The organism is Auritidibacter ignavus, assembly GCF_003703835.1.
Lineage (GTDB): Bacteria > Actinomycetota > Actinomycetes > Actinomycetales > Micrococcaceae > Auritidibacter > Auritidibacter ignavus.
The window spans coordinates 44,778-62,734 of the sequence record NZ_RDQR01000015.1 but is presented as its reverse complement, the minus strand read 5'-3'; the positions used below and the strand labels follow the sequence as shown (position 1 = coordinate 62,734).

Here is a 17,957-nt window from a genome sequence, read left to right as displayed (position 1 = left end):
TCAAGGGAGTCGAGCCGGCAGAACGTCGTGAGATCAGGAGATGATAAAGTAAGCTTGGACACGTCGAGGTCTTTCGGATGGACTGTGTAAGAACTTCCATCATCGGAAGACCTCGACGTCTATCCGGACAGCGCCACGCCGTGTCCTGGAATCACTGATCCACACCCTCAATTACGAAGAGCCACATTACACCAGCACATACATGAGTGACTCTTAACCAAGCTCCGGACCAGCGCAATTAGTTCAGTCAAAGCTTCCGATTCGTTGGCGCGGTGGGCCAAGGCAACCTCGCCGAGCTCTACCAGAGAAGGATAGGGTCCCGACTTCTAATACAGATCTCGGGCTCATCGACACTCGCGGGTGAGTTTTTTCTGGTCATCCCCACCTCGGCTTCCACCACTACGTGGTCAGCGCTCGCCACCACACCTGCAATCTGGTCTCTGCTTGCCGCAGAGTCCCTGACATCAGGGAGCCTGATATGCAACGATAGAATCATGACACAGCACAGTAGCGCGCAGACGACAGATCGCCTGTTGATCTTGCCCAGTGACGAGGACCGACGCGGTACCCGGTACGACCAGGCGCACCGGGTCACCGAGCAGTTGGCCCATGAGCACGGCATCCCGCGAGTCGAGCAGTCCGAGGGCACCGCGACGCTACTGGTCATTGTCCAAACCATTTCCCCGACGACATTACGCACCGCGCTGGAGCAGAACCCGCACCTTCGCTGGGTCCAATTCCCCTTCGCCGGAATCGAGCCACTTTTACCGGTGATTCGTCAGGCCCCCGAGATCACCTACACCTCGGCGGCCGGTAGCTACGCCCCACCGGTGGCCGAGCATGGTTTGGCGCTAACCTTGGCATTATTGCGCCACCTGCCCGAACGCCTTCGTGCCACTAGCTGGGGCCAGCCCAAAGGAACCACCTTGGACGGTTGCCATATCGCCATTATCGGTGGTGGTGGCATCGGCCGAGAACTCGTGCGATTATTCTCCACCTGGGATACGAAGATCACTGTGGTGCGCCGGACCGAAGCCGAGGTCCCAGGCGCCTACCGGACTTTGACTCAACAGCATCTGCACGAGGCCATCACCGACGCTGACGTCGTCGTCCTGGCAGCTGCTGCCACAGATCAAACCGCCGGGATGTTCTCGGCCCGAGAGTTTGCTGTCATGAAGTCCTCAGCGGTGCTGGTCAATGTGGCGCGCGGGAGCCTGGTCGTCACCGACGATCTACTCAAGGCCCTGACAACCGGGGAGATTTCGGCTGCCGGCCTGGATGTCACCGACCCGGAGCCACTCCCCGATGGCCACCCGCTGTGGTCAACACCCAACGTGATCATCACCCCACACTCGGCCGATACCGCAGAAATGTGCATTCCGCTGTTGGACGAGCGGATCCAGCACAATCTCATCGAAGCTCTACGCCATCGTGACCTGGCTGAGGCCGACCTGCAGGGGCGGGTCGATCTCGACGCGGGTTACTAAGTTCTCTCACCGTCTCCCCCCCCGATCCCATCTTCGCCCATTCACTCGACGAGGCCCGCGCGTGATGCGCGGGAGAAAGAAGTCTGTCGCTCATCATGCGTTCTCCTCTGCAGGATTATTTGGAGCAGCTCGTCACCGACTTGCGTCCGATGCGCCATGGCGCGGTCAATCCCGTAACCGAATCAGTGGCCAACCCAAATCCAGACCATCTCAGCATCACGCTGACCACGGTCAACGGCCAACAGTACTCGGCCGGCGATGTGGATCAGCGCTTCGCCATCCAGTCCATCGCCAAGGTCTTTGCCTACGCGCTGGCCCTGGACGATTTGGGCCCCCAGAAAGTCGGGGAAAAGGTCGATGTGGAACCCTCCGGGGACTCGTTCAACGAAATCTCTCTGCAGTCCGGGACGGGACGCCCAGATAATCCCATGATTAATGCCGGGGCGATCGCCACCGTCGGGCTGATTAAAGGTCGCGGTGGTCGTAATCGCATCGGACGTCTCATGCACGCGTTCGAGGAAGCCTCAGCCGGATGCGACCGGGAACTGAAGATCATGGAGCAGATTTATCGGGCGGAGAATAAGCACGGCCACCGTAACCGGGCACTGGCCTGGTTACTACGTTCCTTCGACATCATCGAATCAGACCCCCAACCCATCGTGGACGACTATTTCCGGCAATGTGCGGTCGGACTCACCAGTGCTGAGCTGTCCATGATGGCCGCTACCCTGGCACGACGCGGTGAAAACCCGGTCACCGGCCGTCAGGTCTTCACGCCTGAAACAGTACGTCAGGTGGTGTCGGTCATGAACACGTGCGGTATGTACGATTCGGCCGGTAACTGGGCCATTGACGTGGGACTGCCGGCAAAGTCCGGGGTTGATGGAGGCATCATGGTGGTGCTTCCCGGACAGCTGGGCATCGGGGTGTTCTCTCCCCCACTGGACGAACACGGCACCTCAGTGCGCGGGGCCGCCGCCATTGCACGGATCACCAGTGATCTGGGCCTGCACTACGCCGATGCCCCACCACTGGGCCGGTCTACCCTGCGTGCCCACTACTCCCTGGCCGATGCTTTCTCAGGTGTCATCCGCTCCACCGACCTGTCCCGGGCGGTTTCAGCCTATGGCCACCGATGCCAGATTTTGGAAATCTCTGGCGATCTGGGCTTTGCCGAAACCGAAGCATTGCAGCGTAGCATCGTGGAATTCGACGACGACGTCTCGACCATCATGATCGATCTCAACGGGATCGATGAGTTCGGTCGTTCCGCGATTCGCGTCTTAGCCTCCCTGGCTTCCAAGCTCAATGCAGATAACCGAGACCTGGCAATTATCGATCACGAAGACCGGCTGGTGGATCATATTATGGACTTCGTCAACAGCACCGAGGGGCTGGAAGTCGAAGACCCGCGGGAGAAGGCCAAGGCTGCCTCGGAAGGCGAGTTGGTACTCTCCGATGGCCCCCGGTCCGCATCCTCGAACGCCGAAGTTCAGGGCACTTTCCGCCTGTTCGAGAACCGTGCGGCAGCGCTGGAATGGGCCGAACACCGACTGGCGCAACGGTACGCACAGGACAATCTGCCCGCTTCGAGCGAAGAACCAGAATCAGCTCCGTTATTCGAGTTCCTCGACGATCGCGACGTGGATGTGCTGGCTGCGATCATGGAACGGCGCAAGTACAAAGCCGGGGAGATTATCCGACGTGCCGGCCAGCCTTTCGGCGGCATCTACTTCATCCGCTCCGGGCGGGTAGAAACCACCTCCCACGGTTCCGGTGGTGCCCGGTATCGGCAGACCTATCTCTCCCCCGGTACCACTTTCGGGGAGATCGCCCTGGGTCGTAGCGGGCGTCAGGTCTCCACGATTCGTGCCGTGGACGACGTGGTGTGTTTGGTGCTCACCGCCCAGATGATCGCATCGGTGGAAGAAACCGATCCGAACCTGGCGATCAAGCTGTGGACCGCTTTGACACGTGAGGCCTACACGGTACTGGAACAGTCAGCCCGCGAGGCCGGCGCTCGTGAGGAATTCGCTGACTAGCGCCGGCAGCGTACTCGGCGCCAGGCCACCGACCCACCATCGGCCGGTGCCCGCTTTGAAAGCAGGAACCGGCCGATTCTGACCCGGGTCGTCAATTTTTTAGCGCTGGTCGAGGCTGGAGATAATGCTGTTGAGCGTTTCGGAGGGACGCATAGCAGCAGAAATCTTCTCCACCGAGGGGTAGTAGTATCCGGCGATATCCACCGGCTCACCCTGGACGCTATTGAGTTCTTCCATAATCTGGTCTTCTTTGGCCCGTAGCTGGGAAGCGACATCCTTCATGGCATCAGCCAGCGGCTGGTCATCGGTCTGGGCTGCCAGTTCTTCAGCCCAGTACAGCGCCAGATAGAAGTGGGAGCCACGGTTGTCAATCTCCCCGGCTCGACGGGACGGGGAACGCCCTTCTTCCAAGAAGGTACCGGTGGCGGCATCCAGAGTATCGCCGAGCACCTGGGCGCGGGAGTTGTCGAAGGACTGGGCCAGGTGTTCGAAGGAGACGGCCAGGGCCAAGAATTCACCCAGTGAATCCCAGCGCAGGTGGTTTTCTTCCACGAACTGTTGGACGTGCTTGGGAGCCGATCCGCCGGCACCGGTCTCGAAGAGCCCGCCACCATTAATCAGTGGAACAATCGAGAGCATCTTCGCCGAGGTACCCAGCTCCAGGATGGGAAACAGGTCGGTGAGGTAGTCGCGTAGCACGTTACCGGTTACCGAAATGGTATCTTCACCGGCACGGATCCGCTCCAGGGTGAACCGCGTGGCCTCTTCGGGTGCCAGGATGCGCAAATCCAGTCCGTCGGTGTCATTTTCGGGTAGGTACTCTTTGACTTTGGCAATCAGCTGCGCATCGTGAGCGCGCTCAGCGTCCAACCAGAAGACCGCCGGAGTCTTCGAGGCCCGGGCGCGGGTGACTGCAAGCTTAACCCAGTTGCGCACCGGGATGTCCTTGGTCTGGCAGGCCCGCCAGATGTCATGTGCTTCCACCTGGTGGCTCGTTAATACATTCCCGTCCGAATTGATGATCTCCACGATGCCGGCCGTGTCCTGGATAAAGGTCTTGTCGTGAGAGCCGTACTCTTCAGCCTTCTGTGCCATCAGCCCCACATTGGGCACGGTGCCCATGGTGGTCGGATCGTAGGCGCCGTTGGCACGGCAGTCGTCAATCACGGTCTGGTAAACGCCAGCATAGGAGGAATCCGGGATCACAGCCAAGGTGTCCTGGGTTTCATCGTTCTTATTCCACATCTGGCCGCCGGTGCGAATCATCGCCGGCATGGAGGCATCGATGATCACATCCGAGGGAACGTGGAGATTGGTGATGCCCTTATGCGAATTGACCATGGCCAAATCCGGGCCGTTGGCGTAGCCATCAGCAATCGCCTGTTTGATGCCTTCAGCGGTCTGGTCGTCCAGCTGGTCCAAACCGTTTTCGATCGAAGCCAGCCCGTTGGTGGCCGATAGCCCGGCAGCGGCCAGCTGGTCACCATATTTTTCAAACAACTCCGGGAAGTAGGCCTTAACCACGTGGGAGAAGATCACCGGGTCGGAGACCTTCATCATGGTGGCTTTCAGGTGAGCGGAGAACAGCACGCCCTGCTCTTTGGCTTTGGCAACCTGTTCTGCCAAAAAGTCATCCAGGGCACGGGCCGACATGAAGGTGGCATCCACAATCTCGCCCTTGAGGACTTTGAGCTCGTCTTTCAGGATGGTGACATTGCCGTCAGCGTCGGTATGCCGAATGGTGAGCACATCGTCGGAATCCATGGTCACCGATTGCTCATTGGAGACGAAGTCATGGTCGTGCATGGTGGCCACGTTGGTCTGGGAGTCCGCAGACCACTCCCCCATGGAATGCGGGTGCTTCTTGGCGAAGTTTTTGACCGCCCGCGGGGCGCGACGGTCCGAATTTCCTTCGCGCAACACCGGGTTAACCGCCGACCCCTTGACCGAGTCATAGCGGGCCCGAGCATCCTTCTGTTCCTCGGTGGCAGGCTCGTCAGGGTAGTCCGGCAACTCGTAGCCGGCCTGTTGCAGTTCTTTGATGGTGGCCACCAGCTGCGGGACGGAGGCGGAGATATTAGGAAGCTTGATGACGTTTGCTTCGGGTTCTTTGACCAATTCACCCAGTTCGCCCAACGCATCATTGGTGCGCTGTTCCTCGGGCAGGACGTCGTTGAAAGCAGCCAGCACACGTCCGGCCAGGGAGATATCGCGCGTCTCCAGCTCAACACCGGCGGTGGATGCAAAAGCCCTCACGATCGGCAACAGCGATGCTGTGGCGAGCATGGGGGCCTCATCGGTGTGAGTATAGATAATCTTGGACATGGGTGTACCAATCTCCTCGTGGATGCTCATCCGTCTCGGATTTCTCATGGGTGCGCCCTAAAGCACACCGACCAACGGTGCGAACACCGTCGACCAACACAGGTTCTTTCTTAATCTACCGGAGTCATGGGTCGATAGGTAAAGGCAGTTGCCGGCAGATCTGGCGCAGAGCTTAGAGCCCCAGAACGGACTGGGCGACCATAAAGTAGATGATCAGCCCCAGAGCGTCCACCACCGTGGAGATAAATGGGTTGGAGAACACCGCCGGGTCCACACCGATCTTGGACGCGATGAGCGGCATCATCGAGCCCACCGTAGCAGCCACCGTGCAGATCGCCAGCAGTGTCAGTCCGATCACTGTGCCAATATCCCACCCGAAGATCAGTCCGGTAATCACAAACCCGAGGACACCTAAACAGGCGCCCAGGGTGCAACCCACCAGTGCTTCTCGACCGATGACCCGCCAGACGTCTCGGGGCGTCACTTGGCCCAGGGCGATGGCACGGGTAACGGTGGTGGCCGCCTGGTTACCGGTATTTCCACCGGTGCCAGTCAGCAACGGAATGAACAAGGTCAGCACCACCATGACCGCAAGCATCTCTTCAAAGACCTGCAATACCTGCACGGTCAGTGTTGCGCCGATCGCCAGCACCAGCAGCCAGACGATGCGGGACTTGACCAGTTGCATGATCGAAGTGGTCAGATACGGCTGGCCCAGAGGTTCGGCACCACCGGAACGATAGGTATCTTCGGACTCTTCTTCTTCCAGAATACGCTGGGCATCATCAACCAGCAGCATACCGATGAGCCGTTCGGCGTCGTCGACCACAGGCACCGCTTGCACTCGGTGGTGCACAGCCATCCGCGCGGCCACTTCGGCTTCTTCGGTCGCATTGACCGTATCGGTGTCGTGCATGATGTCGCGGACCAAGGTATCCGGCTCAGCCCGCACGAGGCGGGTCAGGTCGACCAAGCCCAGGACCTTGTGCGTGGAGGAGGCGACCGGCAGGGTGGCGAGCTCATTTTCATCGTCGGCATCGACGTCAGCGGCTCGCACAGCTTGCAGGGCTTCGGTGGCACTCATGTGGGCACTGAGCTCGACCGTGATGGGGGTCAGGCGTCGACCCACCGCGTCTTCGGGGTACCCGAGCACGCGCCCGGCTTGATTGCGATCGGCAGCCGAGAGTCCGGACAGCAACCGTTGGGCGACCTCGGCGGGCACCTCATCGAGGAGCCGAGCCTGGGAGGTCGATTCCAGTTCCCCGAAAATTTCCTGCACCCGGCTGGTTTGCAACCCGTCAATGAGATCCGACTGCAACTGCGGCTCCATGGTCTCAAACACGGTCACGGCTGCGTCTTTATCCAGCAGGCGGAAGGCCACCGGCAACATCGTGCGAGAGGTCCGGTCCAGGAACCGCTCCAGATCAGAGGGGCGTAACCGTCGTAGCTCGACGGTGGCTTCAGCCAGTCGATCTTCTTTGAGGTGGTCTTGGATGGACTCTTCCAGTGCCTCCACGTCGTAGATCGTGGTCTGCTGTTTCGACATGATCCCGCCTCCAGTTCCCCAGATCAGGCCACGACCGGCCACCGTCCGGACCGGGAGTGCGGCCCAGGGTGGAGTCGTTGCAAACGCGCCGGCACCGTGGGGACACAGCAACACCTGAGCTCAACGTCGGTCAACACCGTGAAGGAGTCACGGTGACCCCGGAGACGCCGGTGGCTACGCGGGATTATCTGAAAGAGCTGAGTGATGAGGCTGTGTCGCTCAGGCGCTGGCTGAACGGTCACTAACACTAGCCGACCGCAGAGACCAACTTCAAACTTTGCCAGCCTGCGGTCAGTTGGCACCACCTGAATGATTACAGCCGTGCTTAGCCGTGGTAGAAGTGTCGGGAATGGGTCAGGTACATCGTGATCCCCGCCTGGCGCGCTGTGGCGATAACGTCCTCGTCTCGGATGGAGCCACCGGGTTGCACCACGGCACGCACCCCAGCATCGATGAGGATTTGGAGCCCGTCGGGGAAGGGAAAGAACGCATCCGAGGCTGCTACCGAACCGCGAGCGCGCACCGGGGCCTGCTCGGTCGAGGTCGGGTTGCTAGCGCCTCCGACCGATCTCACCTGATCGTTGGTGCCGGTCTGTTGAGCTCCGGTGGTTGCCATACCGAGGGTGTTGGCACGTTCGATGGCTAACCGGCAGGAGTCCAGGCGGTTGACCTGGCCCATCCCGATACCCACGGCTGCCTGCTGATGGGCCAACAAAATGGCGTTGGATTTAGCCGCGCGCACGGCTTTCCAAGCAAAAGCCAGATCGGCCAGGGTGGTTTCATCGGCGGGCTCGCCCGAAACCAGTTCCCAGTCGGCAGGGTTGTCGCCCTGAGACTGGAAGGTGTCGGCGACCTGTAACAACATGCCCCCGGAGACCTGCTTATACTCCACGGAGTCGCGGTGAAAGCCTGCGGGCAATTCGAGCAGGCGCAGGTTCTTCTTCGCCGAGAGGATCTCAACCGCCTCGGCCGAGAAACTGGGGGCCACCATCACTTCGGTAAAAATGTCCTTGACCTGGGTGGCGAACGTCGCGGTGATCTCACGGTTCGCCGCGATCACTCCCCCGAAAGCAGAAACCGGGTCCGTGGCGTGAGCTTTAGCGTGAGCATCAGCGATCGGGTCGGTGGCATGTGCGTCCCCGACGGCCAGACCGCAGGGGTTGGCGTGCTTAATGATGGCCACGGCCGGATCGCTGAAGTCGAACGCGGCGCGCACCGCGGCGTCGGCATCCACATAGTTGTTGTAGCTCATCGGCTTGCCATGCAGCAGCTGCGCTTGGGCGATACCGGTACTGGCCCCATCCTCGACATACAGGGCAGCGGGCTGGTGGGGATTTTCACCATAGCGCAACGATTCGGCACGGCTCAGCGATACCCCAACGTAGGGCGGAAGCTGGCTGACCGTGGATTCCTGCTCGGGAGCTTCACCGAATTGCGCGGCAGTCCAAGCCGCCACCGCGTTGTCGTAAGCGGCAGTATGCGCAAAAGCCAACGAGGCCAGTCGCTTGCGAGTGGCCAAGTCGAAACCACCCTGCTGGGCTGCGGTGACAACGTCTTGATAGGAGCGCGGGTCGACGACCACCGCGATAGAGGGGTGGTTCTTCGCTGCCGCCCGAACCATGGAGGGCCCACCGATGTCGATCTTTTCAATCACGTCGTCTTCCCCCGCGCCAGAACCAACGGTTTCGACGAAGGGATAGAGGTTGACGATGACCAGGTCAAAAGGTTCGATGTGGTGTTCGTCCAGCTGGGCCCGGTGCGATTCCAGGCGGCGATCAGCCAGAATGCCGGCGTGAATGCGCGGGTGCAGAGTTTTCACCCGCCCGTCAAGCACTTCGGGGAACCCGGTAATATCTGCGACCTCGGTAACATCCACCCCAGTGGACGCAATGGTTTTGGCAGTCGACCCGGTCGAGACAATCTGCACACCGGCATCAGCTAGACCGCGAGCTAGATCCTGAAGACCGGTTTTGTCGTAAACCGAAATCAGTGCACGTTTGAACGGGATTTTATCTGTGGATTCTGCCACGCCAGCTACTCCTACCATCGGTTCGCGGTCACTCGAAAATACATTTGGCGTGAACGGGCCAGCGCTCCATTCACAGTTCAAGTCTAGTCTGGACTCGAGTGTTCTTTTGATGCCTCAGTAGCGTCCGCACCGGCGCGGCCCCGTCGCTTCTGGGCAAATTGTTCGGCCAGTTCCAGCGCCGTGTGCCCCGCAGCCACGGCGGCCAGGGTGTCAATCAGCATGTCTCGTTCAACGACTTTGATGCGTTTGTGCAGACTGTCCTGGTCATCATCTGCGGTGACCTCGACCTCGGTCTGAGCAATGATCGGGCCGGTGTCCACCCCGGCATCCACCAGGTGCACGGTGGCACCGGTGGTGATGACCCCGGCCTGTAGGGCGTCCCGGACCGCGTGGGCTCCGGGAAAGCTCGGTAGTAACGCCGGATGAGTGTTGATAAATCGACCGTGGTAGGCCCGGACAAATTCTTCACCGACCACCCGCATCAGACCAGAAGAGACAACCAGATCGGGTGCATAGCTATCCACCACGGTCAGTAGCGCCTTCGTCCACTCGGTGCGGTTGTGATAATTGGTCCAGTCGACCACGAAGGTCTCCAGCTCGGCTGCGTCGGCACGACGCAGACCATAGGCCTCGGCGGTATCAGACCCCACCGCAACGATTTCGATCGCCAGGCGCCCGGCCTGAACCGCGTCGAGCACCGCCTGAAAATTGGAACCGGAGCCAGATAGCAATACAACAACGCGCATAGTATGGGGGATCCTTCCGCCAGAGGTGAGCTGGATGCGAGCCAGACGATCATGACCGGCCTTAACTCTAACGCGAGGCCCGACGCAAAGAGTGGCTACCTCTGGCTAGGATGGTGTTCTGGACATCACCCCAACGACGGAATAGAGGACCACCAGGATCGTGTCGAATAAGACCTCGGCCTCATCGACCAGTTCTCGCACCGGATCGCTGAGTCAGCTGGTGCTCTGGTTGTTGGCCGCGTTGATCGCCACCTACGCCGGGTCGGTGTTACCTCTGCCGTATAAAGTCGTCACCCCGATCTTTGGGATTGCTGGTGTCGTGGTTGCGGTCGTGTTATTCCGAGGTGCCACTCAGGTCAAAACCACCATGCTGACCTGGTTAGCAGGCACTGCCGGAGCACTGGGTTGTGTCCTGTTTACCGCCATTGCGGTTGCGCAGATGGTCTTGTGGGCCCCCACCCAGGACTATGAACAATGCTTGCACTCGGCGATCACCCACACTGCGGTCAGTGAGTGCGATCAGCAATACTCCGATATCCTTCAGCAGCTCAGACTGACTGAGTAGTAGCACTCAGTCGGGGTCAGCCGATCCTGATGTGACCGTTGGCTGGGCCTGGTCTGTCGTACTGGAGTACAGCGGAGCGTCAACCAGCGGAGCCAGCACATAGCCCAGCATGGCCCCGACCCCAACTTCGCCGCCCAGGGTCAACCCGCTGAGCCATGCGGTGGGGCCGACCTCGTCAAATTTGCCGAAGCCCCAGGACCCTGAGGACAGCCACCATACCAACATCATGACCACCGCGACGATCGCAGCCAAGATGACCCCAGTCGTCAGGGTGGCCAGCGCGGGCGCGACGATGGGGTGGCCAACCCGTTGAGTGATCCAATCTTCTACGTGATTTTCCCCGTCACGGAAGAGCCACACACCGGCGACGATGCCGCAGGCCACCGGGATCAACAGCACCCACCACGTATCGGCCAAGGAAGACTCCGGTGGAATGGCAGCCAGTAACGGTATGGCCGGTTGCGGGCCAAGAATCGTTCCGGCTGGGGCGATCAGTGAGCCGGTGCCCAGGCTGAATCCAATACCGGTCATCCACGACAACACCCACAGCACCAGGTTCGGTAACAGCGCCACCTGCAACAGGGTCAGCGCCAGGCCACCCCATATTCCGGTACCTAAACGTTGATAGACCTCGGTAATCGGCGCCCACTGCACTCCGATGAGCACGACGGTCAGTACTGCCGCGCTGGCCACTGCGGCCAGGATTCCCACGGTGGCAGCTTTGACCATCGAGGCCAGGAAGCTCAACATCCAGCGCACCTGCTGGGAACGGGCACTCATCCAGGTGCCGATCGCCTCGGTCCCCAGAAAACGCCAGCTACCGTAGCGTCGGCGCAGCCCGAGCACAATACCGAGTCCAAAGATCCCAAGGGGTGCCAGCACGCCCGCCGGGGGAACGTGGATGCGCTCAACAGAAATCAGTGAGGAAAGCCCAAAAGCGAACAGCCCGTAGGCCAGTACCGCGGGGATCAGCGCCTGCCAGAGTTTGCGAGCCTCGCTGGCTCGAGCCAGTCGGTGCCCGACGCGCGTGGTGAGATACAGCAGGATCGCGGTCAGGCCCAGCGGGAGGAACCACAGAGTTCCCGACATGATCTCTTCGGTCCCAGGTTGGGGAACCGACAGTGCTACCGGGGTTCCTTGACCGGCCAGCCACAACACGCCAGCAAGCTGTCCCACCGCCAGTAGATCCATATTGGCCCAGGCTCCAAAGAGCCACATCCCAATCAGGAGCACGGCAAGCCCGGCGATACCCATCAGAGCTGCAGCACAGGATTCGATCACGCCTTGAAGCCACAACGGCATCGGCAGGGGACGAACCCCGTGGGAAGGCTGGGGGGAAGTTTTGTCTGGCACATTCCCTATGGTGCCATTATCGACGCTCGATCTGGGGATTTACTGTCTCGGAGCGAAAGACTTCCGAACCCGCTGAAGGTAAATGTTGCGAGATAATGGCAACTGGTATTTTCCTTTGTCGCCTCAAGGTGTTATGGTGATACGTGGTAGACAACGGCTGTCTCCCCGAGAGGGTGCAGCCGTACCCTACTTTCGGAGGCAGCCTCACCGAATGATCTATGACTCCAAAGATAAAAGAGGTTGCCTGATATGGATGCAGCATTAGAGAAAGTCCACGAAGAAGTTCTCCGTCGCAATCCCGGCGAATCGGAATTCCACCAGGCGGTCACCGAGATCTTCGAGACGCTGTCCCCGGTCATGAAGCGCCATCCCGAATACGCTGAACAATCCATTTTGCAACGGATGTGTGAGCCTGAGCGCCAGATTATTTTCCGGGTGCCGTGGCTCGACGATGACGGCAACGTCCACATCAACCGTGGCTTCCGGGTGGAATTCAACTCCGCACTCGGCCCTTATAAAGGCGGTCTACGTTTCCACCCCTCGCTGTATCTAGGAATCGTGAAATTCCTCGGCTTTGAGCAGATCTTCAAGAACGCATTGACCGGTATGCCGATCGGCGGCGGTAAGGGCGGATCTGACTTCAATCCGGCCGGACGAAGCGAAGATGAAATCATGCGCTTCTGCCAATCGTTCATGACCGAGCTGTACCGACACATCGGTGAGTACACCGACGTTCCTGCCGGAGACATCGGTGTCGGTGGCCGTGAGATCGGCTATCTGTTCGGCCAATACAAGCGCATCACCAATAAGTGGGAGGCCGGCACGTTGACCGGTAAGGGCATCTCCTGGGGTGGTTCTTTGGCCCGTACCGAGGCTACCGGGTACGGCGCGGTGATGTTCACCGATTCGATGTTGCACACCAAGAACCAGTCCATGGATGGCCAAACCGTTGCGGTTTCCGGTTCGGGCAACGTGGCCATTTACGCCATCCAGAAGGCCACCCAGTTGGGAGCCACCGTGGTGACTGCCTCGGATTCTTCCGGCTACGTTCATGACCCTGACGGCATTGACCTGGATCTGTTGCGCCAGATCAAGGAAGTTGAGCGTGGCCGGATTTCAGACTACGCCGACCGCCGCGGTGGCAAGGCCACCTATCAATCCTCTGGCTCGGTGTGGGATGTTCCGGTCACCGTCGCTCTACCGTGCGCTACCCAGAATGAGCTAACCGAAGAGAATGCCAAGACCCTGATTAAAAACGGCGTGGTGGCTCTGGCTGAGGGGGCGAATATGCCATGTACTCACGACGCCGCCGCAGCTTTCAAAGAAGCTGGAGTATTGTTCGGGCCGGGAAAGGCTGCCAATGCCGGCGGTGTGGCTACTTCGGCTTTGGAAATGCAACAGAACGCGGTGCGCGACAGCTGGAGCTTCAGCTACACTCACGACCGTCTCGAGCAGATCATGACAGATATTCACGATCGTTGCGTGGCTACTGCCGAGGATTTCGGCGTCCCCGGTGACTATGTGATGGGCGCTAATATCGCTGGCTTCACCAAGGTCGCCGACGCGATGCTGGCCCAAGGTGTTGTTTAAACTCGGCGAGCCCGTCCCATCCGGTCATGACCGGTACCACCGTCTCGGCGTCCCAGAGGCACCGGCGCGCTAACCGTGCAACCGCGCTTTCTGTTCATCATTGAGCCGCACTGGTCGTCCTGACTCGGCATCAACGAAGACCATGGTGGAGCTGGCGGTCACTGCCACCTCGGCAGTCACCGGGTCGATGAATTCATAGCCAACCTCGATCGCGGCGGCCTTCACCTTCGTGATCTGCAGACGGACCGGGACCGGTTGGCGTCGGTAGGGCAGTTGTCGCCGATATCTCACGGTGTGCTCGGAAATCAGGGTCAGCACGCCTTCGGGGACGGAACTAATCAAGTCAATCGGGGCTGCCACCTCCGGCTGGTCTTCGGATTCGGGAGCTCCAGTGCCCGAGGGAGTTCCGAAAGCCAGCACGCGGGCTTCTTCCATCAGACGCACGATTTGGACGTTATTGACGTGCCCATAGGCGTCCATATCGCCCCAGCGCAGGTGGATCTGCACGGTGGTGTTGACACCGTGGGAGCTGTTGGTTGATACCGGACTCATGGTGGTGGCCTCCTCGAATGTGTCTGCTGACCTAGCCCGCCACTGACTCATTAGTCTTCCCGCGGAATATCTTGGGTAAATCGCGGATAGTCTTGTTGTAGCTCAGCGACAGCCTTGGACTCATTTTGCTGAATGGATGCCGGCCAGGCCAACGGCGAGGCAGTTTCGGACTGGGGATCCAGGATACCTAAACGCTCTAGTTGCAATTCCAATGTGGCCCCATCAGGGCCGTATACCCACGGGATGCCCGGCGTCGAGTAACGGGTTTCTTCAGCCCGACCGCCAGCCAAGAGCGCTTCAGAAGGCGTCAGCTGACGGATCGCAATCGCGCGTACCTGGTGCGGATAGTCTCGGGCGAAATCGGCATAGATTTCGGGATCGTGCTGCCCATCGTCACCGATCAAAATCCACGTAATATGCGGGAAGTCCTCGGCCAGTCTGCGCAGCGCCGTAACCTTATGTTCCACACCGGAGCGGAACCAGCGGTGTTCGGTGGGCCCCCAGCTAGTCAGTAACAGTGGGCCGAACGGGTAGAGGTTACGCGCTAAGAACCGCGTGAGAGTTTGGGCGACGTTCCATGCCCCGGTAGAGACATAGAACACCGGGGACTTCGCTTCGGCTTCGACGATCCGGTTGAGTAGCACCGACATCCCCGGAGTGGGCGTTCTAGCGTGTTCGTCGAGAACGAAGGAGTTCCAGGCTGCCAACAACGGACGTGGTAGGGCGGTGACCACCACGGTGTCGTCGACGTCGCACATCACTCCGGAGCGGGCCTGGTCGGAGATCACGAAAATATCGGCATTAGCGGAGTCACCGTCAGCTACATGAAGGGTGATCGACTGCCATCCCTCGTCGAGCGCGGCCGGTAGCACTGTGTCCACCACGCCACTACGATCAGCACGCACCGTGTGGGTGACACCGTCGATATCGACGTGGACTTCTGCATACGGCAGCGGTGGGGAGACGAAGTTACGCCACCCGCGGACTCCATCTTGAACGACTTTAGTCAACCGGTGCCCAGCTTCGAAGGCGTCCTCACGGGCGAGCAACACTCGTGCAAAGACTCGGACCCAGCTGGTGGAACCGTATCCGATGAACGGTAGCAGAGTCGGCACATCTCCGCGGTCGAGAGCTTGTTTCTTGCGCATGCCTTGGTACCGGTAATAAGCCCAGGTCACCAAGCGTTCTGGCACCGGGTCCTGACGATCGTGTTGCGCGGCAGCACGGATAGAGTTTCGCCCCTGAACCAACTTCCGCTGAGCAAGCGCCGAGGTGTCCCGCCGTGATGATGTGGTCGATGTGGCCCTCTGACGTCCGGCGCGGCGAAAGATTTTTCCCATGCTCTCTAGTATCCCCCATTATTAATGCTGCTGTGACCACACGGGCGTGGCCGTTGCCTGAACCGTTGGATGATGTAAAACTGGCTAGGATACACACCGTGGCCACTGCATCCCGTCATAGCACAACGATCTCTGGACCCTCAGCCTTGCGCCAGCTGGCGCTCGCGGCTGCACGCTCTGCCACGAGAGTTTTAGACCCACCAAACAAACATCAGGTTAACGATGGAACAGTTCGGTGGGGAACTACCCATAAAACCAACCACCACGATGTGGTCACCGACCTCGATCGTGCTGTGGAGATCCACCTCAGGGAGTTTTTGCACGAGCGGTTACCGACCTCACAAATCTTTGGCGAAGAATTCGGTGAGCACTCCCCAACTGGAACCTCGGCGCTGGAGCCCCGACCAGACCATGCCGTGGTGTGGCTCATCGATCCGATTGACGGGACCTCAAACCTGGCCCACGGTCTCGACACCTATTCCATCTCCATCGCGGCGGTGATCGACGACCAGGTGCTCGCCGGAGTAGTCGTTGCCCCGGCGATGGGCCTCGAGTTCTCTGCCGATATCGAGTCAGGCACCGCCTGGGTGAACGACTCCAAACTCCGCGTCCGACGTCCGTGCCCGCAACGGCTCCAGGACTACAATCTGGTGACCTCGTTTCCGGCAGCCGAAATCTTGCAGGCTAGCCCACCGACTCCTCACACCGCGTTGGAGATTTTTGGACAGGCGGTCTGCCAGTTTTCCACCGTACGCCGAATGGTCTCCGGAGCACTCGAATTGTGTTTAGCCGCCCAAGGAGTTTTCGACCTTGTCATCGGGGTGGACACCAAACCCTGGGATATCGCGGCCGCACAGCTGATTCTGCAGTGTGCCGGTGGCCATTACCGCCCCGGCTGGTTCTCCCCTGCCGAGTCCGGTCCGGCGCACAGGGCGCCGTGTTACCTCGGGCTCGCACCGGGCAGAGACCCGGCTGCGGCCAGCGAGATCTTCGAGCGGATTCTGCACCTACCTCGATGATCAGCAGGGCATCACCGGATCCTCGGCGCGTCATCGATTCCCCTCATGACCTAAATGGGAGACAATAGTGAGATGAACCACCTGATGTTTGAGCACCCCGAAAACGAACCGGTCCTGACCCTGACCGAGGAACAGTGCCGGAAGTTGCTGGACAACACTCGCCACGGTCGTTTCGCCTTTGCCGATGGTCCCAAGATCGAGATCTTCCCCATCAATTATGTCCGCGACGGTGACTTGCTCTATTTCCGCACCGCACCCGGGAGTAAATTAGCAGCCGCCGAACACGGACTCGATGTGGCCTTTGAAACCGACGGGATTCTCCCCGAGCAGGCCTGGTCGGTGGTGGTTCGTGGCGTCGCGCGGATGGTCACCGATACAGCGGAGCTTGAACACGTGCGCCAACTCGGTATTGCTCCCTGGGTTCCGACACTGAAAGACTTCTTCGCCTCAATCTCAATCGAGGAATTATCCGGTCGCCATTTCATTTTTGGCCGGCAACCAGAGCGCGACGAGGACGGTGGGTTCCGCTACGATCCGGACCTGAAAACCTCCGAGCCACCGCGCCACCCCGATACCTCTCGGTTGTCTCGCCACGACGGTTCAGCCAATTAGAGCCACAACGCCATCAGCCCCAAGCCGGCCACCGCGACCACCAAAGCGGTCATCAGTCCCACCGCGATGAGGTTGGCTTCAACCTGGCCACGGACGATTCCGCGCGACTGGAGCGCGTAACGGTGGCGTTGGGTTAGCTGGATGACCAACCCCGCCACCACGCATCCCACCGCAGGGGCCAGAGAGATCAGCCCGACGTCGGGATACCAGCGGAGAAACAGGCTCGAGACCACACACAGTACCAGTATGGTGCGGGACCAGGACAGGATGGTGCGTTCCGGTTGTAACGCAGGATCTTCGTGGAGACGGTAAGTGGTGGCCATCACACTACCCCGTCACCACAGCGAGCATCACCAGCACCGCCGTCACTGCGCAGACCACAGCCACCAGTGGCCCCCACAGTGGCAACGGTAGCGGACGTCCGGTGCGCATGGACCGCTCGACGCGCACCCACCGAATCGCCGCTGAAATGGCCATGAAGGCTCCCAATATCAGCAGGATCGAGGCCAGGATCTGACGAATTGGCGTCTCAAACACGTGCGTGGTAAAGGCTTCAATCCCGATCCCCGCTGCGAGCAGTGCCAACGCGGTTCTGATCCAGGCTAAGAAGGTGCGTTCGTTGGCCAATGAAAAGCGGGCATCTGGTTCCTCCCCCTCGGCGAGGAGTTTCGTACGCAACGATGACGCTTTCGATGAATCGTGTGGATCAGTGCCCATACCTCTCACAGTACTCTGGGCGTGCCCGCTTTCA

Annotated in this window: 15 protein-coding genes; 6 read left to right on the top strand and 9 right to left on the bottom strand. The window is 59.9% G+C overall.

What is annotated here, in order from left to right; translation table 11 throughout:
• Nucleotides 1-494 precede the first annotated feature (494 nt).
• Together DYI20_RS08485 and glsA are read left to right on the top strand one after the other, a co-directional pair.
• Entirely contained in the window at nt 495-1,487 is a 993-nt protein-coding gene (locus DYI20_RS08485; RefSeq protein WP_122549299.1) for an NAD(P)-dependent oxidoreductase, read from the top strand.
• Between the two features lie 95 nt (nt 1,488-1,582).
• A complete protein-coding gene (gene glsA / locus DYI20_RS08480) occupies nt 1,583-3,529 on the top strand; it encodes a glutaminase A (RefSeq protein ID WP_122549298.1) in 1,947 nt (648 codons plus the stop codon).
• A gap of 99 nt (nt 3,530-3,628) precedes the next feature.
• Here glsA and DYI20_RS08475 read toward each other — a convergent pair whose 3' ends face one another.
• From DYI20_RS08475 to purN, 4 genes are all read right to left on the bottom strand, one after another.
• Entirely contained in the window at nt 3,629-5,854 is a 2,226-nt protein-coding gene (locus tag DYI20_RS08475) for an NADP-dependent isocitrate dehydrogenase (protein WP_122549302.1), read from the bottom strand.
• Nucleotides 5,855-6,026: 172 nt separating this feature from the next.
• Entirely contained in the window at nt 6,027-7,400 is a 1,374-nt protein-coding gene (gene mgtE / locus DYI20_RS08470) for a magnesium transporter (protein WP_122549297.1), read from the bottom strand.
• Nucleotides 7,401-7,725: 325 nt separating this feature from the next.
• Nucleotides 7,726-9,447, bottom strand: coding sequence for a bifunctional phosphoribosylaminoimidazolecarboxamide formyltransferase/IMP cyclohydrolase (gene purH, locus DYI20_RS08465; protein ID WP_122549296.1), 1,722 nt, complete (start codon nt 9,445-9,447; stop codon nt 7,726-7,728).
• A gap of 65 nt (nt 9,448-9,512) precedes the next feature.
• On the bottom strand, nt 9,513-10,175 hold the full coding sequence (gene purN, locus DYI20_RS08460) for a phosphoribosylglycinamide formyltransferase (protein ID WP_122549295.1): 663 nt from the start codon (nt 10,173-10,175) through the stop codon (nt 9,513-9,515).
• Between the two features lie 160 nt (nt 10,176-10,335).
• Between purN and DYI20_RS08455 the strand changes: the two genes are divergently transcribed.
• Entirely contained in the window at nt 10,336-10,740 is a 405-nt protein-coding gene (locus DYI20_RS08455) for a hypothetical protein (RefSeq protein WP_122549294.1), read from the top strand.
• Nucleotides 10,741-10,746: 6 nt separating this feature from the next.
• Here the strand turns inward: DYI20_RS08455 and DYI20_RS08450 are convergent, their stop codons facing one another.
• Nucleotides 10,747-12,093 carry a cell division protein PerM gene (locus DYI20_RS08450; RefSeq protein ID WP_147472546.1) on the bottom strand — a complete coding sequence of 449 codons (1,347 nt, stop codon included), beginning with the start codon at nt 12,091-12,093 and terminating at the stop codon, nt 10,747-10,749.
• A 249-nt stretch (nt 12,094-12,342) separates the two neighbouring features.
• On the opposite strand from DYI20_RS08450, the gene gdhA reads away from it, so the two are divergent.
• Nucleotides 12,343-13,683: an NADP-specific glutamate dehydrogenase gene (gdhA, locus tag DYI20_RS08445; RefSeq protein ID WP_122549292.1), complete on the top strand. Its 1,341-nt coding sequence runs from the start codon at nt 12,343-12,345 to the stop codon at nt 13,681-13,683.
• Nucleotides 13,684-13,752: 69 nt separating this feature from the next.
• Here the strand turns inward: gdhA and DYI20_RS08440 are convergent, their stop codons facing one another.
• The gene (locus tag DYI20_RS08440) at nt 13,753-14,235 is read right to left on the bottom strand and encodes an acyl-CoA thioesterase (protein ID WP_110101373.1); all 483 of its coding nucleotides are present in this window, start codon (nt 14,233-14,235) and stop codon (nt 13,753-13,755) included.
• Nucleotides 14,236-14,285: 50 nt separating this feature from the next.
• Nucleotides 14,286-15,575 (bottom strand): App1 family protein phosphatidate phosphatase, encoded by a 1,290-nt coding sequence (locus DYI20_RS08435; RefSeq protein ID WP_233492030.1) that lies wholly within the window; start codon nt 15,573-15,575, stop codon nt 14,286-14,288.
• Between the two features lie 98 nt (nt 15,576-15,673).
• On the opposite strand from DYI20_RS08435, the gene DYI20_RS08430 reads away from it, so the two are divergent.
• The gene (locus tag DYI20_RS08430) at nt 15,674-16,594 is read left to right on the top strand and encodes an inositol monophosphatase family protein (protein WP_158524636.1); all 921 of its coding nucleotides are present in this window, start codon (nt 15,674-15,676) and stop codon (nt 16,592-16,594) included.
• Between the two features lie 72 nt (nt 16,595-16,666).
• A complete protein-coding gene (locus tag DYI20_RS08425) occupies nt 16,667-17,206 on the top strand; it encodes a pyridoxamine 5'-phosphate oxidase family protein (RefSeq protein WP_244924673.1) in 540 nt (179 codons plus the stop codon).
• Here the strand turns inward: DYI20_RS08425 and DYI20_RS08420 are convergent.
• Nucleotides 17,203-17,529, bottom strand: coding sequence for a DUF202 domain-containing protein (locus DYI20_RS08420; RefSeq protein ID WP_110099450.1), 327 nt, complete (start codon nt 17,527-17,529; stop codon nt 17,203-17,205). The two genes, DYI20_RS08425 and DYI20_RS08420, sit on opposite strands and share 4 nt — an antisense overlap.
• 4 nt (nt 17,530-17,533) lie before the next feature.
• Nucleotides 17,534-17,923, bottom strand: coding sequence for a YidH family protein (locus tag DYI20_RS08415; RefSeq protein WP_122549291.1), 390 nt, complete (start codon nt 17,921-17,923; stop codon nt 17,534-17,536).
• Between the last annotated feature and the right edge of the window lie 34 nt (nt 17,924-17,957).

Bases quoted from the DNA above. Each gene is read 5' to 3' on its own strand.
- mgtE (WP_122549297.1), bottom strand. From the start codon at position 7,400: ATGTCGAAACAGCAGACCACGATCTACGACGTGGAGGCACTGGAAGAG.
- DYI20_RS08435 (WP_233492030.1), bottom strand. From the start codon at position 15,575: ATGGGAAAAATCTTTCGCCGCGCCGGACGTCAGAGGGCCACATCGACC.
- DYI20_RS08415 (WP_122549291.1), bottom strand. From the start codon at position 17,923: ATGGGCACTGATCCACACGATTCATCGAAAGCGTCATCGTTGCGTACG.
- purN (WP_122549295.1), bottom strand. From the start codon at position 10,175: ATGCGCGTTGTTGTATTGCTATCTGGCTCCGGTTCCAATTTTCAGGCG.
- DYI20_RS08475 (WP_122549302.1), bottom strand. From the start codon at position 5,854: ATGTCCAAGATTATCTATACTCACACCGATGAGGCCCCCATGCTCGCC.
- purH (WP_122549296.1), bottom strand. From the start codon at position 9,447: ATGGTAGGAGTAGCTGGCGTGGCAGAATCCACAGATAAAATCCCGTTC.
- DYI20_RS08485 (WP_122549299.1), top strand. From the start codon at position 495: ATGACACAGCACAGTAGCGCGCAGACGACAGATCGCCTGTTGATCTTG.
- DYI20_RS08440 (WP_110101373.1), bottom strand. From the start codon at position 14,235: ATGAGTCCGGTATCAACCAACAGCTCCCACGGTGTCAACACCACCGTG.
- DYI20_RS08425 (WP_244924673.1), top strand. From the start codon at position 16,667: ATGAACCACCTGATGTTTGAGCACCCCGAAAACGAACCGGTCCTGACC.
- glsA (WP_122549298.1), top strand. From the start codon at position 1,583: ATGCGTTCTCCTCTGCAGGATTATTTGGAGCAGCTCGTCACCGACTTG.
- DYI20_RS08420 (WP_110099450.1), bottom strand. From the start codon at position 17,529: ATGGCCACCACTTACCGTCTCCACGAAGATCCTGCGTTACAACCGGAA.
- gdhA (WP_122549292.1), top strand. From the start codon at position 12,343: ATGGATGCAGCATTAGAGAAAGTCCACGAAGAAGTTCTCCGTCGCAAT.